The organism is Sulfuricurvum sp. (genome assembly GCF_031427015.1).
Lineage (GTDB): Bacteria > Campylobacterota > Campylobacteria > Campylobacterales > Sulfurimonadaceae > Sulfuricurvum.
Genome location: NZ_JASJOW010000002.1, coordinates 356,679 through 382,722 on the forward strand (window position 1 = coordinate 356,679; position 26,044 = coordinate 382,722).

The following is a 26,044-nucleotide window of genomic DNA, read 5'->3' on the forward strand; positions in this document are numbered from 1 at the left end:
AGTGTATGAAACTGGAAGCAAAAATCGGTCTCTTCGTCGTGATGGCTTTAGGTGCTTTATTATTTCTCTCAACACAGGTAACATCGTTGGGAAAATGGGGTAATGAAGGGTATTTAATCCAAGCCTATATTGAAGACGCTTCAGGGATTGAAAAACATACCCATGTTTTAATGAACGGGGTAACCATCGGAGATGTTGAAGAGATAGCGATTGAGGGCAAGCGGGTAAAATTGACCTTGATGATCGATAACGGTGTCAAAATTCCAAATGATTCATCCGTTATTGTTGCACAAGAATCGCTATTGGGTTCAAAAGTAATTAACATCGTGGTAGGAGATGCAACTGCATTTTTGCAAAACGGCGAATCCCTTTCTCAATCCAAACGCTATGCATCGTTTGATCAGACTAGCGACTCGGTAAATGCGGCTGCCAAAGAGTTAGAGTTGTTATTGAAAGATTTTCGTTCTACTTTAGATGAGGAGCATAGAGCCGCAATTCAAGAGATGATTATTTCATTTCGAAATGTCGGAGTTAATCTTGATGGGGTCATTGTCGAAAACCGAGAAGATCTCCATGCCGCAATTTCCAATTTTAGAGCAATGAGTGCTGGGTTTAGTCAAACGGCCGACACGGTCAATAAAGACCTTCCGGCAATTATGGCGCGGATTAATTCTCTGACGACGCGAATGGATAATATCAGCGGTTCGCTTGAGCATAAACTTCCCGAAGCAGTCGATAAATTTGTCAATATTGAAGATAATGTGAGTGATATATTGGCTGAAAATCGATCTTCGCTTAAAACGGCACTTGAATCGGCAGGTGCATTTTTCAAAAGCGGTGAAGAGGCATTCGGAAAAGTCGATTCGATGTTGAGTAACTTTACCACCAGCGAATTACAAGTGGCCATGCATACGGACTATATGGTACGAGACGGATACGGTAAAGTTTATTTAGGTGTTAATTATCTTCCGAATCCTGAGACCTATTATATGTTTGATTTGGTCAGTACCGATGATTATTCCCAATACGATACCAATCCTCCGGGCAAAAATATCAAGGGAGAAACCTATTATTCTCTCCAATACGGAAAACGGTTTGATAATACGTTATTGCGATTTGGGGCGATCGAATCGACCGGTGGGGTCGGGGTCGATTATTTTATGAATCATGATCGGTTGAAATTCAGCGCAGAAGCGTTCGATTTTAATGCGGTAAATGATATTCGCGGAACACGTGCGCACCTTAAGGCACAGGTACGTTACCAAATGCTCAAACATCTTGAACTCTATGGCGGATGGGATAATTTTCTTAATCCAGAATCGCAAAATATTTTCATGGGGTTAGGTCTTAGATTTATCGATAATGATCTTAAATATTTGACGGGTACCGCATCGATGGCACGTTAGGTGAGTAGATGAGACCGCAACGCTACTTATTTAAAGATCGTTTAGATGCTGCCCTACAGCTTAAAGAACTTCTTCCGCTAGATCAGATGAAGAGTGAGTCTTGGAATCTCATTGCCGTCTCTTCCGGGGGACTTGTGATCGCACAAGAGATCAATAAACGTCTTAAATTACCGGTAGACTTTATTTTTTCGGCAGGGATAACCGCTCCCCAAAATCCTGAATGTGAATTGGCGCGTGTGAGTGAGACCGAAGAGATTGTCATTCATCAAGCACTTGTCGATGCGTTTGATATCCAAGTCGATTACATTTATGGAGAGGCTACCCGTAAACACGAGGAGAAAATTCTTAGTGCTATTTATCAATACCGAAAGGGAGAACATTTTAAATCGATGAAGGGGAAAAATATACTTCTCATCGACGAGGGGAGCGAAACAGGGCTAAAACTGATGTGTGCCGTTAAAACGGCATTTGCCCAAAAAGCAAAAGCGGTCTATATTGCAGCACCGATTATGCCCTCCAGTGTTGTAGAAGCACTGGATCCTATAGTGGACGGCATATTTTGCCTCCAAGAGATTGACGACTATATCGACACGGGGTATTATTACCACGAGTTCGAGACGGTAGATGAAGAAACGATAGAGACTATTTTGGAGAGAAGAGATGAATTACAACGTTGAATTAGCATTAAAGAATAAAACTGAAGCGTATGCTTTTAATCAAGTAGCGGCACAAGCTAACGGAGCGGCGTGGCTCAAATGCGGGGATACCGTAATTTTAGCAACAGTCGTTGTTGATGAGACCGATTTTGTGGATGAGGATTTTTTACCCTTAACCGTACAATACATTGAGAAAAGTTACGCTGCCGGAAAGTTTCCGGGAGGGTTTATTAAAAGAGAAACTAAGCCGAGTGATTTTGAAACACTCACTTCGCGGATCGTCGATCGATCGCTTCGTCCGCTATTTCCGAAAGGATTTGCCAATCCGATTCAAATTACCGTAATGGTACTAAGTGCGGACAAAGAAGCGGACTTGCAAGTTTTGGCACTCAATGCCGCATCAGCGGCACTTTACGTATCGGACATTGATATTTTTAATTCAGTCAGTGCCGTTCGTGTCGCTAAAATCGACGGAGAGATTGTTTTCAATCCGACCCGAAGTCAACTTGAACAAAGTACCCTTGATTTGTATTTAGCGGGAAGCAAAGACGATATGTTGATGATCGAGATGCAAACACTTGGAAGCGATGAGATCGAAGTGGTTGATATCGGGATGATTGATCCGATGGTGGAGTCGGCAATGAGTGTTCCGAGTATCTCTGTACGTGCATCGAATGCAATGCATGAAGATGAGCTTATCCGCGTTCTTGCATCGGCTCAAGAAGCTTTGTTCGAATCAAACAGTGCGTATGAGGCTGCGTTTAAACCATTTGCATCAGAACCATTTGAACTTCAATTTGTGATCAGTGAAATGAACGGCGAGATGATGGAATATGTCCGTGCGAACCATACCGAAGATCTCAAACAAGGGATTAACCAAATGGCAAAAACGGAGCGAAGCACGGCACTTCGTACCATCCGTAAAGCGATTATGGTCGAAAAGCCGCAATGGAATGAACACGAATTGAAAAAAGCGATTGAGAGTGTGAAACGTTCAATGGTACGCTCCCAAATCTTAGATGAAAAAGTACGCGCTGACGGTCGTACTTTGACTGAAGTACGACCGATTCGTATTGAGACGAACGTATTACCGAGTGCGCATGCATCGGCACTTTTCACACGAGGCCAAACTCAGGCATTGGTTATTTTGACGTTGGGCGGAATGAAAGATGCGCAGATGTTTGAAAACCTCACCGACAGCGGAACTCAAAATGAAGCATTTATGGTTCACTATAACTTTCCGGGATTCAGTGTCGGAGAGCCATCACCGATCGGAGCGCCGCGCCGCCGCGAATTGGGTCATGGTAATCTTGCTAAACGGGCATTGGAAGGTGCATGTGTACGAAACGGTCAAACCATTCGTCTTGTTTCCGAAATATTGGAGTCTAACGGTTCCTCTTCAATGGCAACGGTATGCGGCGGATATATGGCGCTTCGAGCCGGAGATATAGAGATGGCAGATCCGATTGCCGGTGTTGCGATGGGAATGGTCCAAGAGGGGAATCGTCATGCAATTTTGACCGATATTATGGGGCTTGAAGACCATGACGGTGACTTGGATTTTAAAGTAGCGGGATCAAAAGCCGGTATAACCGCAATGCAGATGGATATCAAACTCGGCGGTATCCATTTAGACGTTCTCAAAGAGGCTCTCTATCAGGCTGCCGAAGCACGGGCTCATATTATTGACATCATGCTTAGCAGCGAGGATAAAATCGAATTGAATGAGGGGACGTTGCCGAGCACCGATCTTTTTCATATTGATCCGAGTTTTATCGGAGATATCATCGGGCAAGCGGGTAAAACGATTCGGGATATTATCGAGCGTTTTGATGTTACGATAGATATCGATAAGAAAAAAGGATCGGTTAAACTGACCGGTAAAAACCGTGACGGATTACGCGGGGCACGCGATCATATTGAGGGGATCGTGAGCGGTGCCACTCCGGTGGAAAAAGTGGAATATAAAGTGGGTGACATCGTTAAAGGGAAAGTAAAAAAAATCGTTGATTTCGGGGCATTTATCGAACTTCCGGGGGGGATTGACGGACTGATCCATATCTCTAAACTCTCCGATGGTCATATCAGCCGTGTGAGCGATGTAGTAAGCGAGGGGGATGAACTGATGGTAGAGATCGTTGAGTTCAAAGGCAACAAGATCGGATTAGGTCGAGCTAAGTAATTTTTTAGCTCATCCTCACTATACTTCCACCCACAAAGTGATAAGTAGGGACACATATCCGAACAGACTTTGATTTAAATACGGAGATTACTCATGAAAAAAGTTCTTTTTCTTATGCTCGCTCTTGTTGCTTCAGTATTCGGTGCTGAAGAAGCGGTAGCGGTTGTTGAAGCTGCTGTTGAAGCGGCACCTGCTGCTGCGGCTGCATCTGCAGACGTTGCAAACCAAACATTGAAAGCGTACTCTATGATCGCTGCGGGTGTTGGTCTTGGTTTGGCTGCACTTGGTGGAGCAATCGGTATGGGTAGCACTGCTGCTGCAACTATCGCTGGTACAGCTCGTAACCCAGGTCTTGGCGGAAAATTGATGACTACTATGTTCATCGCTCTTGCTATGATCGAAGCACAAGTTATTTATACACTTGTTATCGCTCTTATCGCTCTTTACGCTAACCCATATTTGGCTGCGTAAGGTTTGACCTTTCTCTCCGGTCAGCTTCGGCTGATCGCTTTTTATTCTTTACGCGGACGTGGTGGAACGGTAGACACACTACCTTGAGGTGGTAGCGCATTACGTGTGTGGGGGTTCAAATCCCCCCGTCCGCACCATCCATTTTTTTCTTCAATTACATAAAAATCCAACCTTTTCTTCACAAACATCTTCTTTCCTGTTGTAATTTTGTCACATTTATGAAGTATAATAAGATATGCAAATCACAAGTCAAAAGGATTAAAAATGGCCTATATTACACAACTTAAACATTTAATTCAAAATGAACTCATTCCCGATGTAGAAGAGCATATTGATGATATTTTCGAATCCATAGCTTCACAAAAAGATGCGACAACGGAAGAGAGAGTACAGCTTGAAGATATGCAAGCGCTTCGTGATGAATACAAAGAACTTTTAACAGAGTTAAATAGTGGACAAATAGATGAAGAAGAGGCGGAACAACTTTATACGGAACTTACCTCTATGCGTGAAAATGAGGGAGATGATGATCTTTATGATGATGAAGACGATGAAGATGAAGACGATTACGATGAGTTTGACCTTGAAGACGAAGATAATCAGTATTAATGGCTAAGTACGTTTTACTCGATACCGAGACAACAGGTGCGGGAGATACGGATCGCATTATTCAACTGGGATACATCGTCTTGGATGGAAAAAACGTTGATGTCTATAATGATATGTGCAGTAGCGATGTTCCGATCGGATACGGTGCGATGGAAGTGCACGGAATTACCCCTGAAATGATTGAGGGAAAACCCAAATGTGTAGAAACTCCAGCTTTTCAGACACTTTGTGAACTCAATACTCCTGAGAATATTCTTATTATTCATAACGCACCGTTTGATCTTGGAATGCTCTCTAAAGAAAATTTTACATCGCATATGCGTCTTATTGATACACTTCGATGCGCACGCCATTTATTCGATGATGAAGAGTCACATCGGTTACAGTATTTTCGGTACGCTTTAGGATTGTATAAAATTGAACAATCGGAAGCGGATGCCCTCGGTATTGTGGTAAAAGCACACGATGCGATTGGTGATGTACTGGTTCTAAAGCTCTTTCTTACAGAGCTTCGCAAACGATTGCAAGAGCGATATGAGGGGGTAAACCCGATTGATAAAATGGTTGAACTGACCCAAACCCCCGTTTTTTATACCCGTCCTTTGAAGTTTGGCAAATACAAAGGGAAAACACTTACGGAGATAGCTGAGACGGATAAAGGGTATTTATCGTGGATGCTTGGAAATATGGAGAGTCTCGATGAAGATATGCGTTACAGTATCGGAAGAGTTTTAGGAAATTCCTAAAACGTTGTTTTTGTCGATGTGGCGATTTCGCTTAGGCGATACGCCGCATCAACATGACCGTGACGCATCGCTTTTTTCCACCACTCCATCGCTTTATCGATATCTTTCTCAACCCCTTCACCGTAAAAATAGATCATCCCCATGTGAAATTGTGCTTCAGGATCGCGTTTGTAGGCGGCTAATGGGTAGAGAATCTCATGGGCTTTGGTGAAATCTCCTGCATCATACGCAGCAATTCCCTCGTAAAGTTCTTCCATTGTTAAAATCCTTTTAAACTGTTAATGACATTATAGCGTTGCGTCATTTTTTTAGCCTGATGGTTTATAATGCGCGTTATGAACTATGAAAAGCTTTGCGGTCAATCGATATTATTGTTGGGGAAAACCCGCGCGTTGAATCTCGTAGAGTTTGATACCCTTCTTAAACTTCATAAAATTGAGCGTATTGACAGTTATAGGGAGGGGGTTGCTCTTATTATCGAGGGACGAATGATGAATCCCTATGAAGAGGGAGAATCTCTACGTCTTTATGAGATGCAAAAGATACCTATAGTCTCTTTGGAAGGGGTAGAAAAGTGGCTGTGCCAAAGTATCGAACCCGATAGGCTATTAATGAGTCTCAAGCTCTCCCGTAATCAGGAACGTCTTGTTAATTTTCTACAAAATCCATATATTACGGATGAGCTTTTTTTTAAATTACTAAAGCTATATGATTGGCAGGGGGAAGGGTTGTTTGATAATGATACCAATCGAGATGTAACCGCCGCTATTATCGGGCGATTTTATGTCGATTTGGATCGTAATCATAACGTTCAGTATGCGATGAGCGGTATGGCACATTTGATTGAACGTTATGGAAATAGAGACCTTATAAATGCGATTGCGGAACTCGCCCCTATTGTCAAAGAGTTAAAAAATCCGACAGACCGCTCTCTCATAGGGGTACTGGATGCTATGGCTCTGCATAGTGATACGGATAAGAGAATCTTAGCTCAATTAATAAACACACGTGCCGAATTACTAGCGCATCGTGAGCCTTTGAGCTTGGAAGCGGAGCTACTTTCACTCGAAAACGAGGCGGTGAATAGAGTTCTCTCTCTTAACAAGACGCTTTCAGATAAAGGTGCAGATACATTGGAAAAATCTTATCCCCAGCTCATTGCGGGAAATGTTTTCCTGAGTGATGAGCGGTTTGATAGGCTAATCGGAGGATATGCCCGCTATTTAGCAACTAATCCAACCCTTACGATAGTGATGCAGGATCGTTTGAGTACTTTAGCTGATGAAGAGGTACTGAAAGCATTGGTTACGAACCGCGTTGCGGAATCTAGCCTTTTAAATCAGTTTTTTGAGAGCGGGAGATTGAAAGCGGAGTTGGCCTCTAACCCTTCGCTCTCATCCGATAAGCTGGAGATCCTCTACGCCAGCGGTGAGTCCGAAGTGTTATCTGCTTTAGCTCGTAATACCGCTACACCGGTTGAGATATTGTATCAGCTCTCTCTCGATCAACGGTTTGAACGTTTGGTTAAAACAAACCCGACTTTTGGAAAACACATACAAACTCATAATATAGGATGGCTTTAATGCGCAGCTCATACGCGAAAACGACGATAGAAGCGTTAATAGAATCACAAATACCGACGTTTTTGTGGGGAGCACCTGGGATTGGAAAATCCTCTATCATAAAACAAATTGCGCGTGAGAAAAATTTGGAGTGTATTGATTTACGCCTCTCATTGCTTGATCCCACCGATCTTAAGGGAATTCCGTTTTATGAGAAGGATTCCCATACGGCACTCTGGGCACCGCCATCGTTTTTGCCGCGTGAGGGGAAGGGAATACTTTTTCTCGATGAGCTTAATGCGGCTGCTCCTGCGGTGCAAGCTTCGGCGTATCAGTTGATTTTGGATCGCAAAGTGGGAGAATACACCCTCCCTGAGGGGTGGGCGATTGTTGCTGCAGGAAACCGTGAGGGAGATCGCGGCGTGGTCTATCGTCTCCCCTCACCTCTGGCAAATCGATTTGTTCACATCGAGATGGAGGTGAGCAGTGAGGATTGGAGAATGTGGGCGGTAAAGTCGCGTATTGATCCTCGCTTAATCGCGTATATCGGATTTAAAAACAGTGCACTGTTCGGATTCGATCCACTCAAAAACGAGCGGAGTTTTGCGACACCGCGCAGTTGGGAAGCCGTTCATAGGATTCTTCAAAGCCCATTATCCAGAGATCTACTACTAGAAGCGATTTCAGGTGCGGTTGGGGAAGATGCCGCCGTCGATTTTTTAGGGTATTGCAAAATCATGGATAAGCTTCCCGATATTGAGGCAATTTTACGAGGAGTTGAGAGCGAAGCACCGAGTGAACTCTCCACCCTTTATGCCCTCTCTAATCTCCTTGTATCACGTCTTTTGTCCGATCCAAATGAAGAAGCCCTTTCGCACGTGTTGCGCTATAGCTTGAAACTCAAAAACGAGTTTGCCGTCCTCATCGTCCAAGACCTACAGCGTCAGGGGGTGGCGATGGAGCATCTGGACGCGTTTGGCGAATGGGTTGAGGCCTACGCGTATCTGCTATGATCGATTTTTCTCCCCTTAAAGCCAAATTACTCCTCGATTATCCGTTTTTCGGCACGATTGCCAGCGGTATGGAGAGTGTCGTAAACGATAATATCGAGAGTTTTACGACCCGTGAGGGGAAGTTTGAGTATCGTGAGGGGTATATGGAGCCTCTGAGTGAGGGTGAGCAGATGTTTGCTCTGTGCAACGCTGCACTGCATGAGGCGCTCTCGCATACCGCTCGTCGGGGAAATCGGAGCCCATGGCTGTGGAATATGGCATGTGACTATGCAATTAATACGTTACTGATCGAGAGCGGTTTTACCCCACCTCCTGCTATTACCTATGATAAACGGTTCGGTAATCTGAGTGCGGAAGAGATCTATCATGAACTCTCGCTTGAATTTTTAGATCAGGAACAAAACGACCGAGACGGTGACGAAGGGCGAGACGACGATGGGCTAGATGAAAAGCTCTCTCGTGCACAGCGTGAGAAGCGCTCAGCGGAGGCATTGGATAAATCAGACCCCCTCAGCGAAGCGATCCACCGTCTGATCCAGTCGAACAAAAAGTCTCTCATCGATTGGCGTAGTGAACTGCGTGAGGAAATCGGCGGGTATTATGTGAGTGACTACACACTCATCCCTCCGAGTAAAAAGCTCCTTTATGATGGATTCTATCTACCGGGCGTCCATTCTCGACATTTGGAGCTGGCTATTGCGATTGACAGTTCGGGATCGGTCGATGAGGTGCTATTGACACAATTTATTGCCGAGGTAGAATCGATCACGGAGTTATTCGGCTCTTATACGATCGATCTGATGGTCTGTGATGATAAAATACGCTCCTATGAGAGATTTGAGAGGGGAGAGAGCATCACCTATACCCTCAGCGGGGGAGCGGGGACAGACTTTAGACCCGTATTCGAGCTGATTGAGTCGTGGGTATATCGTCCGAAACTCTTGCTCTATTTCACCGATTTGGAGGGAAAATTCCCTCTGTACGAGCCGCCGTATGACGTGCTTTGGATTGCCCCTAACATTATAGATGTTCCGTTTGGGCGGGTAATAGTATTAAAGGATGAGAATGATTGAAAATGCACTAAAAATTTTGGAGCATTCGAGCCTCTTTATCACCGGCGGTGCAGGTGCAGGGAAAACAACATTAACACTGGCTCTAATAGAAGATGCACTGCAAAAAGGAAAATCAGTGGCTCGTCTCGCCTCGACGGGGATGGCGGCGACGTTGATCGGGGGGCAGACCCTTCACAGTTTTTTTGATCTTGGGATCGCCAACTCTCAGGAAGAATTAGAGCGCAACGGTAAACTCGAACCCTCCAAAAAGATCGTTAAACTGATCAGGACGATGCAGATCATCGTTATCGATGAGATTTCGATGGTGGGTGCACCGTTGCTCGATATGATCTGCCTTCGGCTTCTTCAAACCGAATTTAGCGGTCGGGTTATCGTGGTAGGGGACTTTTTACAGCTTCCTCCTGTTGTTAGAGGAAATGAGCCGATCTACTTTGCCTTTGAATCTCCCAGTTGGGAACGGCTTGGATTTAAAACACTTCATTTGGAGGGGTCATACCGTACGCATGAAGCGGACTTTTTGAACCTTTTGGAAAAAGTACGTCATGCCCGTATTGATGAAGAGGCGGTAGGGGCGTTAGAATCATTGGTGCGTCCGCTAAATGAAGACAAATCGACCATGACCCTTTTGTACGGAAAAAATATCAGTGCTCAAAACCATAATCGCGCGCAGTTGGAGCATCTAAACGGTGAGATAATAGAACTTACGACCTATGTCACTCTTCATGATAAAAAGATGCAGGAGCGTGACGTGGATCGATTTATGGTTGAGAGCCGTATCGAGCCGATTCTAGCACTGAAAGTGGGTGCACCGATCCTCTTTACCCGAAATGCATGGAATTACTATAATGGCGAGCGAGGGCGAATCACCTCTATCGAAGAGGATTGTGTATGGGTAAAAAAATCCGATGGGGTGAGTGTCAAAGTGGAGCGTGTCGATACCACTAAAACCAGATGGGTGGAGAAGGGGAAGACGGCTAATGAAGAAAAACTTATCACCCTCAGCCAGTTTCCGATCACCCTCGCATTTGCCATTACAATTCATAAATCACAGGGAATGTCTTTGGCGGACTACGTCATCGAGACGAATGAAATCTTTGCACCCTCACAGTTTTACGTCGCACTCTCACGCTCCGTATCCGCCCATCGTGTTACGCTGATTCGTCCTAATCGTGGGTGGGAAAAACTCTGTTTCGTTCACCCGAAAGCCATTAGATTTTTGGATACGCTATCGGAGTAAAACCCCGATTAGCTACGCCAACGTTGAGTTTTCCTCGTCGGAAAGCCCACGCGCACTTGTGCGCTTATTAATTCTAGTTTTTTATATTACTAAACGCTGAGCCGATGATAACACGGTACGAGAACATCGTGCTAAATACGGCTGAGAGTAATGCCACCGCGACCATCATATACATAACGGCAAGCTGATACGAGATAGCGCTCAGCGGATCGGCTCCCGCGAGGAGCATTCCTGTGGTGATCCCTGGGATATGGATAATCCCGACTGTCTGGAGCATATTGAGCGTCGGGATCATCGAGGCTTTGACGGAGGCTTTAGAGGCAAAGCGCAGTGCCTCTTTAAGAGGTGCCCCGAGCGCCACCATCCCCTCGATAATTTCTATCGTATTTTTAACCTCTGCACGGAACCGTTCGGTGCTTTGGGTATAGACGTTGAGGGCATTGCCGATGATCATCCCTCCGATAGGGATCATCTCATGGGGAACCATGTGAATCACCCCGAATGCCATCATCGATAAAAAAACAATCCCTGATGATGCCCCAAGGGTAAAAAAAGCGATCTTAAAACTATCCTCTCCTAAAGGTGTACGTTTTCGAGCAGTGTAGGCACCGAATGTTACCATCCCCAATAGGACGAAAAATAGTAACGAGGGGTGCTCAATTTTAAAGAGATAAACGAGGGCATAACCAAGGAGTCCCAATTGCACCATAGCCAAAATGGAGTTCGTCAGAATCGTTTTTTCGAGACCGAAGTTTTCACGGCGTGAATACCATAGAGCAAAGATTATGAGAAGATATGAGGCTAAAAAAGAGTATTGCATAAAAGAAGAATAGGGAGTTTTGTATTAAAAGTGGCTTCCCCGAAAGGGGAAAAGGAGAGATTAAAGGCTATCAGAGTGAGCGGCAAGATACTCAGCAACACCCTCAGTGCTCGCTTTCATACCGGCGTCACCTTTTGCCCAACCTGCTGGACAAACTTCACCGTGCTCGTTCGTGAACAACATTGCATCGATCATACGAAGCATCTCATCGATGTTACGTCCAAGCGGAAGGTCGTTGATAACCGCGTGACGAACGGTTCCGTCTTTGTCGATCAAAAATGAACCGCGAAGAGCAACCGACTCACCGAAAAGTACGTCGTAATCACGTGAAATTTGTTTATTCAAATCAGCTACGAGTGGGTAACGAACTTGCCCGATACCACCTTGGTTTACCGGAGTATTTTTCCATGCAAAGTGGCTGAATTGTGAGTCAACGGATACACCGATTACGTTGATTCCACGTTCTGTGAACGCATCAAGACGGTGATCAAACGCGATAAGCTCAGATGGGCATACAAATGTAAAGTCTAACGGGTAGAAAAAAAGTACAGCACCTTTTTCACCGAGGTTTTCGTATAAGTTGAAGTTGTCAACGATTTGGTTGTTTCCAAGAACGGTTGTAGCGGTAAAATCAGGAGCTTTTTTTGTAACGAGCATGGTATTTCCTTGTATGGTTTTCGAGTAATATGGGGAAATTGTAACACACAAAGATTAATTCAACTGAGATGCAAAAAGTTAACTTAAAATCCTAAAGGATAATTTTTATTATTTAGAATAGCCATTATATATACTTGGATTTGCTTTGGATATAATCACTGTTATGCTTACCTTTAAAATGCTATTTTCACTGATGCTCCGATACAAGCGCTCTCTTATTTTAGGGAATATCATCGCCATTCTTGCTACCCTCATCTCCATTCCTATCCCTTTACTGATCCCTTTAATGGTGGATGAGGTTCTTCTTAAAAAAGGGGGAACGATCAGTGAAATGATCGATACCTTTAGTACCCTGCATGAGCCGCTTCTTTACATCGGAATCGTGTTAGCCGTGACGATCTTTTTACGTTTTCTATTTTTTATCCTCAGTGTCGCTTCTCAGAAATTTTTTATCACCCTTTCTCAAGAACTCAGCTTTAGTGTTCGTGTGAGAGCATTGGAGCATTTGAAAGTAGTTTCGATGTCCGAATACGAACGTTTGGGAAGCGGTAAGGTTATTACCCATCTTATCACCGATATTGATACGATTGAGCAGTTTTTAGGAAGCGCCCTCTCAAAACTGATCGTCTCGGTCGCAACCCTTATTGGTGTAGCGGGAGTATTGATTTGGATTAACCCGCTTTTTGGACTTCTCATTATTATTTTTCAGCCCCTTATTATGATTGTGACCCGTAAAATTTCGGGAAGTGTCGGAAAGCTCAAGAAAGAGCAAAATAGAACCATCGGCGAGCTTTCTGATAACCTCACGCAGATGTGTGATCTCTTCGGTCAAATTCGTGCGAGTAACAAAGAGGAGCGATTTATCGCGAGTGCGATCAGCCAATCACAGAGATTGCGTCAGAGTGCCAGTGAATACGGAATCAAGGCATTAAGGGGAGAACGCTACTCGTATACCCTTTTTTTGAGCGGATTTGAGATTTTTAGAGCACTCGGACTGGTGATGGTTCTGTATTCCGATCTCTCTATCGGACTGATGTTCGGGATATTCGGCTATTTATGGTTTATGATGACTCCGGTACAGGATTTACTCTCGATGCAGTACAGCTTTGCCAATGCCAAAAATGCCCTCTCTAGGCTGAATGAGCTCCTTTTGCTTCCCACCGAACCGAAATCTTCGCAGCCCTCAGTCGTATTGGATGAGGCATCTGCCCTCTCTATCCAGACACGCGATTTAGTGTTTAGCTACGGTGCGAATGAGGCGGTTCTAAAAGGGTTAAATATTCATATCCGCTCCGGAAGCACGGTAGCGATCATCGGGGCAAGCGGCAGCGGTAAAAGCACCCTTTCTCAATTGTTGGTTGGGTTTTATCCCCCTACGTCCGGGGATATTCTCTACAATGGGGTCAGTGTGGAAAAAATCGGCTTTTCACAGATACGTGACAAAGTCTTTGTGGTATTGCAACAGCCTCTGATGTTTAATGAGTCGCTTCGGTTTAATCTCACGATGGGTGATGAGATAGGTGAGGATAAGATATGGGAAGCGTTACGCATCGCACAGCTTTTTGAGTTTGTTCGGTCATTGCCGCAGGGACTTGAAACACAGATTGGTAAATTCGGAATTCGTCTCTCCGGAGGTCAGCGCCAGCGTCTTAGTATCGCACGGATGGTATTAGCTGACCCAAAGGTGGTCATTTTTGATGAATCTACTTCGGCTTTGGATGTGCATACAGAGAGTGCATTATTCGAAGCACTGAAAGAGTTTTTGAGAGAAAAAACAGTCATTATTATTGCCCATCGTTTGAGTACGATTACCAAGGCCGATTATATTTATGTACTTGAAAATGGTACTATATTGGAAGAGGGGACACGTGAAGCATTGGAAGAGCAAGAGGGGAGCTTTAAAAGCTTCGTTCATCATCAGCATTAATAAGGAACTATTATGGAAAATAAATTATTTGTCCGCTTTATGATCTTTTCAGCCCTAGGGCTTACCGTATGGCTCTTTTTACCTTTTTTAAAAAGTTTTTTCATCGCTTTTTTATTGGCTATCGTTATCTCTCCGCTTTACCATTATGTGGAAATTAAAATCTGCCGCTATGAGCGCTTACGGAATATGGCATCTCTCATAGCGGCGGGAATTGTAACGTTAAGTCTCTCTTTGCTCCTATTTGTCCCTATTGCAATGTTTTTATTTTATTTGTTTGATCAGCCTTCGAATGTGATGGCGATTATTCGTGCGCTGGGAGATAAGATCGATACCCTCAGCTCCTATCTCCCCACGTTCTTGGGATGGCTAAAAGAGCCTTTGGAAAATTTGATTTTATTGGGCAAAGCGCATAAAGATGAGATTATTGCTACCCTCGCCGCATGGTTGGGAAGCGGAGTTCAAACGTTTATGGCGATGCTTACCGAGATGGTGATGATTGTTATCTTTTTCTTTTTCTTGACGTGGTATGGGCGGAGTCTTAAACTTTTTCTACTCCCCATCATCCCCCTTTCTCGAACATTAAAACGGGGATTTTTTAGTGATATGATGACGACGACGGCGGTGGTGTTTTACACACTGGGCGGTGTGATGATCGCACAGGGATTTGCATTTGGAATTTTTATCGCTTTTTTTGAAGGATACAACCCCTTTTTGCTTGGATTTATGACCGGTGTCTCGGCGATTATCCCTGTTGTCGGTACCGCTTTGGTCTGGATTCCGGTTGCATTGCACGAGTATTTTGAGGGAAACATTATGAATGCTTTGATTATTGCCTTCTATTCGTGGGCAATGATGGCATTTTTTATCGATAATATTGTTAAATTGGTGATTTTGAATTTTGTCAATCGGAAATTAAGTGACGGGAAAAGCCGTATTAATGAATTTATGATTTTCTTTGCTATTGTAGGCGGTTTGGCAACATTCGGCTTTTGGGGATTTATTATCGGTCCGGCGATTGTAGCGTTTACGCTGACAACGCTTCGGATGCTTCGTAAAACCAATCGGAAGTTTTACCCATAAGGGAAAAAAGAAGGAGCCTCCTTCTTTATTGCGCGCTAAGCGCTTTTACTTCCTCGCGTAAGCGGGCAAGCTCGGTCATGATGGCGGTGATTTCATCGGTTGTTTTAGGCTCGCTACCGTGAGTATAGCGTTCAATTGTCGATTGAACATTTTGAGTTAACGTGTCGAGTTTACTTTTTGCTTTTTCAATCAAACTATTATGATCAATATTGAGATTGCCTTCAAGCTCGTGAATTTTATCGACGATTTGATCTTGATGTTTATAGAGGTAGTATCCTGCAATTCCGCCGAGTGCGGCACCTACGATAAAGCTGAGTGTGTTGTCTTGGTTCATATGTTTCTCCTAAGGGTTATTTTTTTTCTTGAAAAATTGCGAAATCGCTCCGATAGCGAGTGAGCCGATGGTCACTTTGGCAATGCCGTTTGAAGCTTTAAGTGCAAGTGTTTTGGTCTCGTCATGGAGAAACGAGATCAAATCATGTAATTCATGCAAGGAGAGTTTTGATTTATCGCTCAGTACCTTGGACTCCACTCTGAGTTGAGAGAGAAGCTCATTGACCTCATGGAGGGTTAATGCTGCTTTGGTCGAAAGAAAACTAAGCTCATTTTGTACATGGGCAATAAATTCTTGCGTCTTTTGCATGGTTTTAATCGAGTAGGTTCCGATGAAAATAATCACCGCTGTAATGATCACCATGCAAAGGGCGATAATGCCGACAAAAAGAGTGAGTAACTCTGTTTCATTCATCGATTTGACCTCCGGCGTGAATAAACTATTATACCTTTCTTTTTAAAATATAGGGTAATATCATTACACTAACAAAAGAGAGAAGGTGCGACACAATGTACTCTTTGGAAACGGTTCTTATTGCTTTCGGACTCACATTATTTGCCGGTTTATCGACGGGAATAGGGGCGGCACTCGCCTTTTTTTCCAAAAGTGATAATACGCGGCTACTCTCTATCGGACTGGGATTCTCGGCAGGGGTGATGATCTATATTTCGTTTGCCGAGATTTTGGTTAAATCAAAAGCCTCTTTTGCCCTTCAATTTAGTGATAGTAGCGCCGAAGCGTTGATGTTGATCTGTTTTTTTTCAGGGATTGCATTGGCATTTGGAATCGACCGTTTGGTTCCCGAAGATGTGAATCCGCATGAACTCAAATCCGATCAGGCTTTAGCCCCGTTAAAAACCGAACACAGAGAATCAAAACAAAAAATGATGCTTCACCGTACCGGAGTTTTTACCGCTTTGGCGATAGCAATACACAATTTTCCGGAAGGTTTTGCTACGTTTGTGTCGGCATTGGATTCTCTCACACTTGGGCTTGGAATCGCCCTTGCGGTAGCCATTCATAATATACCCGAAGGGATGGCGGTATCCTTGCCGATTTATCATGCGACCGGTGAGCGAAAGCGGGCATTTTGGTTTGCCTTCGGTTCAGGATTAGCCGAACCCATCGGAGCGGCTTTGGGGTTCTTTTTATTGATGCCGTTGATGGGAGACCTAACCCTAGGGATTACTTTTGGAATCGTAGCGGGAATAATGATCTATATTTCTCTTGATGAACTGCTCCCCTCCTCACGGGTGTACGGCAATGCCCATACGGCGATTGCGGGAATTGTCGGTGGGATGGGGGTAATGGCGTTAAGTTTGCTGCTTTTTAAAATTGTCTGAAATAATGAAGCGTTTGATAAATGGCAATTCCGTCTTTCCCTAAAAAACGTTTCATCGATCGGATCAGCAGATAGGTTAGACGATAGCGGCTTCCCTCACTCACTAAATGATCCCACAAATCAGGACGGAGTGAGCGATGATAGTTCTCCAGTGTGATAGCGATCAGTTCAGGTGAATGGAGTTTACGATAGAGGGCGTGAACAAATATAAATCCGTCTCGAATAATCGCTTCTTGAGAGGTAAGGGTTGATTCTAAATTCTCTTCAAAATCCATAAAATAGATTTTCCCCTCTTTGTAGGTAATATCACGCAATGCCGGACGAGAGTGATAGAGACCTTTGTTATGCATCTGCGCAAGTGCTGCAGAGAGTTTGTTGCAGATTTCAATTTTCTCATCAAAAGTAGTCTCTTCTTGATTGAGCAGTGAGCTCAGCGGAACTCCTCCGTCTTTTAAAACCAGATAATTTTCATGGACAAGGATCACTTCGGGAACATCAACCCCTTGAGTCTTTAGAAAAATAAGTTTTTTTGATTCATAGGCTAAGGATGCTTTCGGATCGGTCACGACCGTCGGTTTAAAAAAATTGTTTTTCAATAACTTAGATAAGAGGAGAGCTAGCGTATGCCATATATTGGCCTCACCGATTTCAGGCTGCTTAATCCACAGCTTTTCCCCTTCAAACTCAAAACTAAAGGTTCTGCGATAGCTTTGAGTGCTGAGTAGTTGTTCAACAATCGGTTGTAATCTAAGTGTGTCCATAATATTTTCTATTCATATAAGTAATTAATGCATATTATAAAATATTTTATATTAATCCTCTCTATGGAAGAAGGATTCACACACGAGTAACATCTTTTTTTAAGCGCTTAAAATATATACTTTATATATTCTATTTATATTGAAGGGATATCAAATGATCCTTACACTCTCGCACCAAAAAGGGGGAGTCGGTAAATCCACGATAGCATGGAATCTTGCCGTAAATTTCTCCAAAATTATCGATACGCGTATTGTGGATCTCGATACGCAGCGTTCTCTGACGGTGAGCAATGCGCTACGGCATGAGCACGGGCTTACTCCGATACCGATGATATATTTTGACACTCCCGAAGAGTTGGCACAATACGCGGCAGAAGATTCCGACGACGTTCTCACCGTAATAGATTCGGGAGGGTTTGACAGTGCTTTTAATCGTGTTGCTATTATTGCATCGGACTTGCTTATCACCCCTGTGAGTGATAAGCCTTTTGATTTGATGGGGTTACAAAAATACGAAGAGATACTCAAAAGTCTCTCAATCATACAAGGCGAAACACTAAAAACCCATGTTCTTTTCAATAACATTAATCCTGCGATGAAGCGGTTTGGTGAGCTGGTTGATTTTATCTGTATGTCGGAGCATTTTGAGCTAATGGTCTCAATTCTGCGCCAGCGTGTAGATATTGCCCATTCAGTCGGTGAGGGGAAGAGTATCAAAGAGTACCGAGTTTTCAGCCGTGCCGATCAAGAGATGGATGAGTTATTTACGGAAGTAAAATCCATCTTAAATATAAAATAAATATTTAAAATATATATAAAGGATATAAAATGATCAAAAAAAGTTTTTTGCAAAATATTGAAAAAGTGAAAAGTTCCGCCGCAATGAGTGAACGAGAGGTGAAAATAAAAAGTGAAAAAGAGAAGAAAAAAAAGCTTATTACAATTCCGACCGGATGGGAAGATAAAATCCGTGAATTTCACGGAGGGACGGTAAGCGCTTATATTCTTATCGCACTTCAAGAGCGGATGCAGCGGGATGGTTTGATTTAATAGTCTATAAACTAATCGTTATCCACGGTATCAAGGGAGTACCAACTTTTAGTCGCTTTCGTCGGTAAGTCATCTCTGCTTTTGTCGAGTAGCTGCTGAAAAATCTTAACGTTTCGGATGAGTTTATGCTCAGATTGCGACGTAGAAACATTGCTATCGATTTTTTTCTTTTCATTTAGCTCAATCGGCTGAATAGGGATCCATTTTTTTTCTGCAGTCTCTGCACACAAGCCGGCTGCAATAATGAATAAAAAACAAACACTCTTCATAACTACCCTATAGTTGAATGACGCTATAATACAACATTTCTTAGGGACTGAGAAGGTAAAAAAGGTGAGAATATATGATTAAAATTATAAATAGTGAAGAGTTTTCCTATTTTTTGCGTATTAACAGAAATGAAATTATCAAAAGATGGATGAATAAAAGTGAAGTACAAAATGTTTTGCATAGACACTCTTTACCAGTAATTGAAAAAAACACTCACCTTTTTTATCAATTTTGCGATTGTTATATCAGTGTCATAGAATGGCGTGCCACCGTGTCGGAATGCCAAGTAAAATTAGACTTTTTACAATTGTTAAATAACTATAATGTGACGGTCGCCGATCTTTTCACCCTTATTACAAAACTCAAAAATGCGATCGAGGAGATTATTTTTGAAAACGGGAATCTCTCCTTTGCTCTGCAAAGCGAAATCGACTCTCTCACTCTGGAGATGGGAAATGATTTAGCAAATAATTTTGAAATTCTTACCAAAAGCAATCAGAACTATAAAAGTGAAAATTCAAACCTTTTGACCGAATATAAAAAAGCGGTAGATTTAAGTAATATCGTCTCAAAAACAAACCCGAAAGGGGTAATCACCTACGTGAATGACAAGTTTTGTGAGATATCGGGATACACACGAGACGAACTCATAGGGAAACCGCATAACATTATTCGACACCCCGATATGCCAAGAGAAGCGTTTAAAGACCTGTGGGACACCATCAAGGCGAAAAAAAGCTGGAACGGTGTGGTAACAAACATGAAAAAAGACGGGGGGCAGTATATCGTTGATACTACTGTCATACCGATTTTGGATGTGGATGGCGACGTAGTAGAGTACATCGCGATCCGACATGATATTACCGAGCTGGAAGAGACAAAACAACAGCTTAGAAACATCAATAAAGCGATGAAAAGCAAAGTAGACGAACTTTATTCTATGACTAATACGTTAGAGCAAAAAGCGTTTAAAGATAATCTCACGGGGATCAATAATCGGGAAAACTTTGAAGATATCTTTAGCATCGAAATCGCCAATGCGAAACAAAATAATCTTCCGCTTAGTTTGATCATTTTTGACGTTGACCATTTTAAACTGATAAACGATACCTATGGACATCAAGCAGGGGATATTATCTTGAAAGAGTTGGTAGGTTTAATCGCCGATCATATTAAAAACGGAGATGTTTTTGCACGATGGGGGGGAGAAGAGTTTGTTATTTTGACCCCTTCGACAGAAATCGTCGGCGCACATAATTTGGCCGAAAATTTGAGAAAGCTTGTCCAAGCGCATATGTTTAGCTATGTCGAAAAAGAGATCACATTGAGTTTCGGTATTGCTCAGCTTGGTGAGGATGATGATAAGAAAACGCTTTTTGAAAAAGCGGACAGTGCTATGTACGAAGCGAAAAAGAACGGCAGAAACAGAATCGAGATGCACGCAAACGGGATAAGTAATTGAGAGCAACTTCGTTATAATTCCACCCTTTATTCAGAGGAGAAATTTTGAGGTTGCATTGGTTAAATTACTGGATGATGCTACATGCGGTATTATTTTGGGTCATAATTTATTTCTGTATCTTTAAGATTCTCGGCTATTACGAAGTAGAGTGGGCTACCTTGTTTCAATGGTGGTGGTGGAATTTATTTGCCTACTTGTATGTAGCTTTTATGCACTTCATTATGCACAATAAACATAAATTTATCAAGGCAGATTGAATTTACTTGAGGCTATTCACTTTGAGTAATTGCTATTGTTTTTGGAGTTTTTAAAAGTGGTGGTGGCCAATCTCGGAATCGAACCAAGGACACAATGATTTTCAGTCATTTGCTCTACCGACTGAGCTAATTGGCCACGTTTGTGAGGGTGAAATTATAGCCTCACAAGCTTAAAAACAAGCTTAAAGAGGAGAGAACGACTATTTTGTCGCTTTTGCAAGCTCTTTAAAAAGGTTTCCTCGCTGTGCATATGAGGTAAATTGATCCAAACTCGCCGCTGCAGGGGAGAGCATTGCGATACTGTGACGGTTGTGTTTTTTACTGATTTGCTCTACCGCAACATCGAGCGTATGGCAGAGAACACAAGGGATAGCGTATTGTTTGCACAACGCTTCAAGACGCAGTGCATTGGCACCGATAGCATATACACTTATTTCGTAACGTTTTAGGGGGGTAAAAAGCTCCTCAAGCTCTACTCCTTTATCGTCTCCTCCAAGAACCAAATGGATCGGATAATCAGCATAAGTACGCAAAGCAGCCAGTGTCGCATCTATGTTGGTCGCTTTGGAGTCATTGACCCAGAGACGATCGCGACCGTCACGGAACTCTTCTTGACGGTGAGGATCGAGGACAAACGCATTGATACGGTCATAATCGCATCGGTCATAGAGAATTTTGTCAATTCCCATCGCGATCATGGCATCCATCAAAAAAGCCCCTTTGAATTTTATTTTTGAAGCATCAAATCCAAAATACTGGGCGAGATCTTTTTCATCTTCGTAGATGATTTTAAATCCGTTTGTCGGAGCATCGGCAAACATCTTCGGCAGAAGGATCGCTTCCCCCTCTCTCATCATCGATAGCGGTTTAAGCTTCGCATCGTAATACGCTTGCATACTTCCATGCCAGCTCACATGATCGGGAGTGACGGGAAGAAGCGCGTAGATGTTAGGAGAGGCTACGGTGTTGTAGTGCATACTAAACGAACTGGTCTCTAAAATCCAAATAGGAGCTTCGCTTGACATTTCGGCAAGGGGAGTTCCGATGTTTCCGCCGCTGATAGCACCTTTGTCGCTAAGGAGATGTTCCACCATTTGGGTTGTGGTTGTTTTACCGTTCGTTCCGCTGATCCAAATCGAAAAAGGCATTTTCGGAGCGAAGAAATCGTACTCGCTGATAAGGTGCTGTGCACTTTGAATCAGTGAATGTGACGGCGGAAATCCGGGTGAAGGAATTTCATGGGTAAAGAGTGTGGTGTCGAATTCATGGATCGGTTTGAGAATATTTCCCTCTTCATCAATCGAAGATTCGGTAAATTTATCATCGAAAAAGGTACAAGGACCGAAATGTTTGGCGATGGCACGAGTGGTTTTTCCGTACCCGAAGCAGGCAATGTTTTGATTTTTCATTAGCGAATCTTTAACGTGATAAGTGCAAAAATATTGGATAAGAGGGAGATGATCCAAAAACGGACGATGATTTTGTTCTCTGCCCACTGTTTCATCTCAAAATGGTGGTGGATCGGTGCCATTAAAAAGACCCGTTTTTTACGGAGTTTGTAACTTCCGACTTGTAAGATAACCGAGACGGTTTCGATCACGAAAATCAAACCGATGAGGATGAGGAGGATCTCACTTTTCCCGATAATCGCCATATAAGCGATAAACGCTCCAATGGTGAGTGAACCGCTGTCCCCCATAAAAACCTGTGCCGGATGGCAATTGAACCATAAAAATCCAAGCAGTGAACCCATCAATGCCGCAGCGATAATCACCACTTCCCCCGCAGGGATCTTCGGCATCAAAAGATAATGAGATAAGGCGGCATTCCCCACAACATAAACGATTACACTGAGAGAGAGTAGGGCAAATATGGAAGGAACCGTTGCCAGACCGTCGAGTCCGTCGGTAAGATTGACGGCATTAGAGGTAGCGATAATGACAAATACCCAGAATGCGACGCTCCATCCTCCCATATCAAAAAGGCTTGATTTAATAAAAGGGAGATAAAACCCGGTTTCGAGTTTGGCGAAATAGATTAAAAATAATCCGATGGCAATACCGAATACAATTTGGAGTGCGAGTTTCGCACGTGCAGTCAGTCCTGCGAGATTATTAGCGCCGCGAATCTTACCCCAGTCGTCAGTAAAGCCGATATAAGCGTAAAACACAAGGGTAAGAAGGCCGCCGATGGCAAACGGGTTCATCACGTTTACCGTCAGGAGCGAAGCGATCACGGTGGAGGCGATAAAAACGATTCCCCCCATTGTCGGAGTTTTGGCTTTGCCCTGATGGGCACTGACGTATTCATTAATCGGTTGAACGCGGGCGGAGCGTTGAGCCCATGCGATAAATCGCGGCATTAAAAAGAGGGTAAGGAGCATTCCGATAAAAAAAGCGGCTCCGGCACGAAGGGTGATGTACTGAAATAGATTAATTCCGAGGGTCTGGTGAAACCAATATAACATTCTATTAACTCTTTATGATTAAATTTCAAAAGCAATGCAAAAGTGACATTTTAATATAATCCCCCCAAAGTTTGATTAATCGAAGGAGCCAATTTGAGTAAAAAAACCGTTTTGGTCATCACAGACGGCATCGGATACTCGCCGAAACGTGATTTTAATGCTTTTCACACGGCTTCAAAGCCGACCTACGATCACTTATTTAGTGAAGTTCCTCATGCTTTGATCGATACTTTCGGTTTGAGTGTCGGTCTTCCTGAGGGACAAATGGGCAATTCCGAAGTGGGACATATGAGTATCGGAAGTGGTCGGGTATTGTATCAGGATCTGGTCAAAATTTCTCTTGCTCTCGAAGAGGGGACGTTTGTGCAGAACACTATCTTCTCTTCACTTCTCAAAACTAGTAAGCGGCTTCACCTGATTGCGCTGATGAGTGACGGCGGAGTTCATTCGCATATCGATCATATTATAGGGGTGGCAGAGATAGCCGCCGAAGCGGGAAAAGAGGTATGGCTCCATCTCATCACCGACGGACGGGATGTTGCCCCTACCTCGGCGAAACTCTTTTTGCATACGGTGAATGCACACGGCTATCCGAATGTAAAAATCGGCTCCATCGGAGGACGTTTTTTTAGTATGGATCGTGATAACCGTTGGGATCGTGTCAAGAGCGGGTATGACGCTATCGTGAACGCTATTCCAAAAAGTGAGCAAAGCGCTGCCGATTACATCGAAAACGCTTATGCCGCCGGAGAGAGTGATGAATTTATAACCCCGAGTGCGTTTTACGGATATGAAGGATTTAAAGAGGGGGATGCGGTTTTGACCCTTAATTTTCGAAGTGACCGTATGCGTGAGCTTACAACGGCCATCGGTGATCCCTCCTTTAAAGGTTTTGAAAGAGAATTTGTTCCGACTCATTTGGCGACGATGACACAATACGATAAAAACTTCCCTTATCCGGTACTTTTTCCGAAAGATGCCCCTGTAAATACTTTGGCGGAAGTTATCTCTAAAGCGGGGCTTCGCCAGCTTCATACGGCGGAGACGGAGAAATACGCTCACGTTACCTTTTTCTTTAACGGCGGGATCGAAGAGCCGTATGAAAATGAGACACGAGTATTAATCCCCAGCCCGCAAGTCAAGACCTATGACATGCAGCCGCAAATGTCGGCTCCCGAAGTGGGTGACGCGGTTCTCAAAGCGATGGACGAGGGGTATGATTTTGTCGTTGTCAATTTTGCCAACGGGGATATGGTAGGACATACCGGCAATTTTGAAGCGGCAGTCCGCGCGGTCGAAGCGGTCGATAATGAGTTAGGACGGATCGTCGAAGCGGCTAAACGTAACGAGTATTCTCTTGTCATCACCTCCGATCACGGCAACTGCGAAGAGATGCGGGATGATGGGGGTAACGTTTTAACGAACCATACGGTCGGAAAAGTATGGTGCTTTGTGATGGCAGAGGGTGTGAATCAAGTTCATACGGGAGCTCTGAATAATGTTGCACCGACAGTTCTAAAACTGATGGGGCTTGAAATTCCGTCCGAGATGGACACACCACTTATATAAAGGATAATGATGAAATTCACAGGTAAAAATGTATTGGTAACAGGTTCAAGCCGAGGAATCGGAGCGGAAGTGGCAAAAGTATTGGCAGGCTATGGCTTGAAAGTATGGATTAACTACCGCAGCGGTGCGGCAGCGGCAGACGCGGTTAAAGCTGAGATTGAATCAGCGGGTGGACAAGCGGCAGTTATCGGGTTTGATGTTGCCGATGAAGCGGCATTTGTGGATGCGATCAAAACGATTGTCGATGCGGACGGGGAACTTTCTTATCTTGTTAACAATGCGGGGATAACGAAAGACGGCCTTGCAATGCGGATGAAAAGTGATGATTTTATGGCAGTCATTCATGCTAATCTCCTCTCTGCATTTGTGGGATGCCGTGAATCTTTTAAAGTGATGCGCAAACAAAAATTCGGTGCCATTGTAAATATCGCTTCGATTGTCGGTGAAACAGGCAATGCAGGACAAACCAACTATGCGGCCTCCAAAGGTGGAGTTATCGCAATGACAAAAAGTTTCGCGCAAGAGGCTGCATCAAGCGGTATCCGTTACAACACTGTGACACCGGGCTTCATTGCTACCGATATGACCGATGTCCTTAGCGAAGAGATTAAAGCTACTTTCACCTCTAAAATACCGATGGGCCGCTTTGGAAATCCGAGTGAAGTGGCAGAAGCGACGGCATTTTTACTCAGCGATCATGCAAGTTACATTACCGGTGAGACCCTCAAAGTTAACGGCGGGATGTTTATGTAAGGGGGAAACTTCCCCTCTTAAGTTAAATATGCTATAATTTTGCGATTTTATTCATAGGAACAGGAGCTATTATGGCACTTTTGGAAGATATTAAAGAAGTAGTGGTTGAGCAACTCAGCGTTAACCCGGACGAAGTTAAAGAGAATTCTAAATTCGTAGAAGATCTCGGCGCTGACAGCCTTGACGTTGTAGAATTAGTAATGGCTCTTGAAGAGAAATTCGATATCGAAATCCCTGATGACGAAGCGGAAAAAATCCAAACTGTTCAAGATGTTATCAACTACATCGAAAGCAAAAACTAAAAACGATTATCGAGGTTTTTCCTCGGTAAAGCAAACTT

Annotated in this window: 28 protein-coding genes and 2 tRNA genes; 20 read left to right on the plus strand and 10 right to left on the minus strand. The window is 43.6% G+C overall.

The genetic code is table 11. The features are described 5' to 3' along the window. Window positions 1-5 precede the first annotated feature (5 nt). The 7 genes from RMO68_RS04215 (at window position 6) to RMO68_RS04245 (ending at window position 6,070) form a co-directional block, all read left to right on the plus strand. A complete protein-coding gene (locus RMO68_RS04215) occupies window positions 6-1,406 on the plus strand; it encodes an MlaD family protein (protein ID WP_310439463.1) in 1,401 nt (466 codons plus the stop codon). Window positions 1,407-1,414: 8 nt separating this feature from the next. Continuing rightward, entirely contained in the window at window positions 1,415-2,083 is a 669-nt protein-coding gene (locus RMO68_RS04220; protein WP_310439464.1) for a phosphoribosyltransferase family protein, read from the plus strand. Next, window positions 2,067-4,244: a polyribonucleotide nucleotidyltransferase gene (locus tag RMO68_RS04225; protein WP_310439465.1), complete on the plus strand. Its 2,178-nt coding sequence runs from the start codon at window positions 2,067-2,069 to the stop codon at window positions 4,242-4,244. The genes RMO68_RS04220 and RMO68_RS04225 overlap by 17 nt, the downstream gene beginning before the upstream one ends. Window positions 4,245-4,337: 93 nt before the next feature. Continuing rightward, entirely contained in the window at window positions 4,338-4,715 is a 378-nt protein-coding gene (locus RMO68_RS04230) for a F0F1 ATP synthase subunit C (RefSeq protein WP_015652746.1), read from the plus strand. A gap of 52 nt (window positions 4,716-4,767) precedes the next feature. After that, window positions 4,768-4,852, plus strand: a tRNA-Leu gene (locus RMO68_RS04235). Window positions 4,853-4,979: 127 nt separating this feature from the next. Beyond that, window positions 4,980-5,324, plus strand: coding sequence for a hypothetical protein (locus RMO68_RS04240; protein ID WP_310439466.1), 345 nt, complete (start codon window positions 4,980-4,982; stop codon window positions 5,322-5,324). Beyond that, entirely contained in the window at window positions 5,324-6,070 is a 747-nt protein-coding gene (locus RMO68_RS04245) for an exonuclease domain-containing protein (RefSeq protein ID WP_310439467.1), read from the plus strand. Before RMO68_RS04240 ends, RMO68_RS04245 begins: the two co-directional genes overlap by 1 nt. Here RMO68_RS04245 and RMO68_RS04250 read toward each other — a convergent pair. Then, window positions 6,067-6,327, minus strand: a complete 261-nt coding sequence (locus tag RMO68_RS04250; RefSeq protein ID WP_310439468.1) for a hypothetical protein — start codon at window positions 6,325-6,327, stop codon at window positions 6,067-6,069. The genes RMO68_RS04245 and RMO68_RS04250 overlap by 4 nt on opposite strands. Window positions 6,328-6,405: 78 nt before the next feature. Here RMO68_RS04250 and RMO68_RS04255 point away from each other — a divergent pair, with 78 nt between their 5' ends. From RMO68_RS04255 to RMO68_RS04270, 4 genes are read left to right on the plus strand one after another with little or no spacing between them, the layout of a single operon-like run. Beyond that, window positions 6,406-7,653: a hypothetical protein gene (locus RMO68_RS04255; protein ID WP_310439469.1), complete on the plus strand. Its 1,248-nt coding sequence runs from the start codon at window positions 6,406-6,408 to the stop codon at window positions 7,651-7,653. Then, window positions 7,653-8,645, plus strand: coding sequence for an AAA family ATPase (locus RMO68_RS04260; protein ID WP_310439470.1), 993 nt, complete (start codon window positions 7,653-7,655; stop codon window positions 8,643-8,645). Before RMO68_RS04255 ends, RMO68_RS04260 begins: the two co-directional genes overlap by 1 nt. After that, window positions 8,642-9,718 (plus strand): VWA-like domain-containing protein, encoded by a 1,077-nt coding sequence (locus tag RMO68_RS04265; RefSeq protein WP_310439471.1) that lies wholly within the window; start codon window positions 8,642-8,644, stop codon window positions 9,716-9,718. The genes RMO68_RS04260 and RMO68_RS04265 overlap by 4 nt, the downstream gene beginning before the upstream one ends. After that, window positions 9,711-10,955, plus strand: coding sequence for an ATP-dependent RecD-like DNA helicase (locus tag RMO68_RS04270; RefSeq protein ID WP_310439472.1), 1,245 nt, complete (start codon window positions 9,711-9,713; stop codon window positions 10,953-10,955). The genes RMO68_RS04265 and RMO68_RS04270 overlap by 8 nt, the downstream gene beginning before the upstream one ends. 73 nt (window positions 10,956-11,028) lie before the next feature. Here the strand turns inward: RMO68_RS04270 and RMO68_RS04275 are convergent, their stop codons facing one another. Both RMO68_RS04275 and RMO68_RS04280 read right to left on the minus strand, forming a co-directional pair. Further along, a complete protein-coding gene (locus RMO68_RS04275) occupies window positions 11,029-11,775 on the minus strand; it encodes an ABC transporter permease (protein ID WP_310439473.1) in 747 nt (248 codons plus the stop codon). 60 nt (window positions 11,776-11,835) lie between these two features. After that, the gene (locus tag RMO68_RS04280) at window positions 11,836-12,432 is read right to left on the minus strand and encodes a peroxiredoxin (RefSeq protein ID WP_310439474.1); all 597 of its coding nucleotides are present in this window, start codon (window positions 12,430-12,432) and stop codon (window positions 11,836-11,838) included. A gap of 163 nt (window positions 12,433-12,595) precedes the next feature. On the opposite strand from RMO68_RS04280, the gene RMO68_RS04285 reads away from it, so the two are divergent. Both RMO68_RS04285 and RMO68_RS04290 read left to right on the plus strand, forming a co-directional pair. After that, window positions 12,596-14,359 carry an ABC transporter ATP-binding protein gene (locus tag RMO68_RS04285; RefSeq protein WP_310439475.1) on the plus strand — a complete coding sequence of 588 codons (1,764 nt, stop codon included), beginning with the start codon at window positions 12,596-12,598 and terminating at the stop codon, window positions 14,357-14,359. 12 nt (window positions 14,360-14,371) lie between these two features. After that, on the plus strand, window positions 14,372-15,439 hold the full coding sequence (locus tag RMO68_RS04290) for an AI-2E family transporter (protein WP_310439476.1): 1,068 nt from the start codon (window positions 14,372-14,374) through the stop codon (window positions 15,437-15,439). A gap of 25 nt (window positions 15,440-15,464) precedes the next feature. On the opposite strand, the gene RMO68_RS04295 is transcribed toward RMO68_RS04290, so the two are convergent. Next, window positions 15,465-15,773 (minus strand): hypothetical protein, encoded by a 309-nt coding sequence (locus RMO68_RS04295; protein ID WP_310439477.1) that lies wholly within the window; start codon window positions 15,771-15,773, stop codon window positions 15,465-15,467. Between the two features lie 9 nt (window positions 15,774-15,782). Continuing rightward, window positions 15,783-16,187 carry a hypothetical protein gene (locus tag RMO68_RS04300; protein ID WP_310439478.1) on the minus strand — a complete coding sequence of 135 codons (405 nt, stop codon included), beginning with the start codon at window positions 16,185-16,187 and terminating at the stop codon, window positions 15,783-15,785. Window positions 16,188-16,282: 95 nt separating this feature from the next. On the opposite strand from RMO68_RS04300, the gene zupT reads away from it, so the two are divergent. Continuing rightward, entirely contained in the window at window positions 16,283-17,116 is an 834-nt protein-coding gene (gene zupT, locus RMO68_RS04305; protein WP_310439479.1) for a zinc transporter ZupT, read from the plus strand. On the opposite strand, the gene RMO68_RS04310 is transcribed toward zupT, so the two are convergent. Next, on the minus strand, window positions 17,103-17,876 hold the full coding sequence (locus tag RMO68_RS04310) for a hypothetical protein (RefSeq protein ID WP_310439480.1): 774 nt from the start codon (window positions 17,874-17,876) through the stop codon (window positions 17,103-17,105). The two genes, zupT and RMO68_RS04310, sit on opposite strands and share 14 nt — an antisense overlap. Window positions 17,877-18,030: 154 nt before the next feature. Between RMO68_RS04310 and RMO68_RS04315 the strand changes: the two genes are divergently transcribed. Beyond that, window positions 18,031-18,675 carry a ParA family protein gene (locus RMO68_RS04315; RefSeq protein WP_310439481.1) on the plus strand — a complete coding sequence of 215 codons (645 nt, stop codon included), beginning with the start codon at window positions 18,031-18,033 and terminating at the stop codon, window positions 18,673-18,675. Window positions 18,676-18,704: 29 nt separating this feature from the next. Further along, window positions 18,705-18,926 carry a hypothetical protein gene (locus tag RMO68_RS04320; RefSeq protein ID WP_310439482.1) on the plus strand — a complete coding sequence of 74 codons (222 nt, stop codon included), beginning with the start codon at window positions 18,705-18,707 and terminating at the stop codon, window positions 18,924-18,926. An 11-nt stretch (window positions 18,927-18,937) separates the two neighbouring features. On the opposite strand, the gene RMO68_RS04325 is transcribed toward RMO68_RS04320, so the two are convergent. Further along, a complete protein-coding gene (locus RMO68_RS04325; protein ID WP_310439483.1) occupies window positions 18,938-19,195 on the minus strand; it encodes a hypothetical protein in 258 nt (85 codons plus the stop codon). 308 nt (window positions 19,196-19,503) lie between these two features. Here RMO68_RS04325 and RMO68_RS04330 point away from each other — a divergent pair, with 308 nt between their 5' ends. After that, complete coding sequence (locus RMO68_RS04330; RefSeq protein ID WP_310439484.1) at window positions 19,504-20,658, plus strand: sensor domain-containing diguanylate cyclase; 1,155 nt, start codon at window positions 19,504-19,506, stop codon at window positions 20,656-20,658. Window positions 20,659-20,975: 317 nt separating this feature from the next. On the opposite strand, the gene RMO68_RS04335 is transcribed toward RMO68_RS04330, so the two are convergent. From RMO68_RS04335 to mraY, 3 genes are all read right to left on the minus strand, one after another. Beyond that, window positions 20,976-21,051 (minus strand) — tRNA-Phe (locus RMO68_RS04335). 64 nt (window positions 21,052-21,115) lie between these two features. Beyond that, window positions 21,116-22,324: a UDP-N-acetylmuramoyl-L-alanine--D-glutamate ligase gene (gene murD, locus RMO68_RS04340; RefSeq protein ID WP_310439485.1), complete on the minus strand. Its 1,209-nt coding sequence runs from the start codon at window positions 22,322-22,324 to the stop codon at window positions 21,116-21,118. Beyond that, window positions 22,324-23,382, minus strand: coding sequence for a phospho-N-acetylmuramoyl-pentapeptide-transferase (mraY, locus tag RMO68_RS04345; RefSeq protein WP_310439486.1), 1,059 nt, complete (start codon window positions 23,380-23,382; stop codon window positions 22,324-22,326). Before mraY ends, murD begins: the two co-directional genes overlap by 1 nt. A 93-nt stretch (window positions 23,383-23,475) precedes the next feature. On the opposite strand from mraY, the gene gpmI reads away from it, so the two are divergent. From gpmI to acpP, 3 genes are all read left to right on the plus strand, one after another. Continuing rightward, the gene (gene gpmI, locus RMO68_RS04350; RefSeq protein ID WP_310439487.1) at window positions 23,476-24,951 is read left to right on the plus strand and encodes a 2,3-bisphosphoglycerate-independent phosphoglycerate mutase; all 1,476 of its coding nucleotides are present in this window, start codon (window positions 23,476-23,478) and stop codon (window positions 24,949-24,951) included. A gap of 9 nt (window positions 24,952-24,960) precedes the next feature. Next, window positions 24,961-25,704 carry a 3-oxoacyl-ACP reductase FabG gene (fabG, locus tag RMO68_RS04355; RefSeq protein ID WP_310439488.1) on the plus strand — a complete coding sequence of 248 codons (744 nt, stop codon included), beginning with the start codon at window positions 24,961-24,963 and terminating at the stop codon, window positions 25,702-25,704. Window positions 25,705-25,775: 71 nt separating this feature from the next. Continuing rightward, on the plus strand, window positions 25,776-26,006 hold the full coding sequence (gene acpP / locus RMO68_RS04360; RefSeq protein WP_013459228.1) for an acyl carrier protein: 231 nt from the start codon (window positions 25,776-25,778) through the stop codon (window positions 26,004-26,006). Window positions 26,007-26,044: the final 38 nt, after the last annotated feature.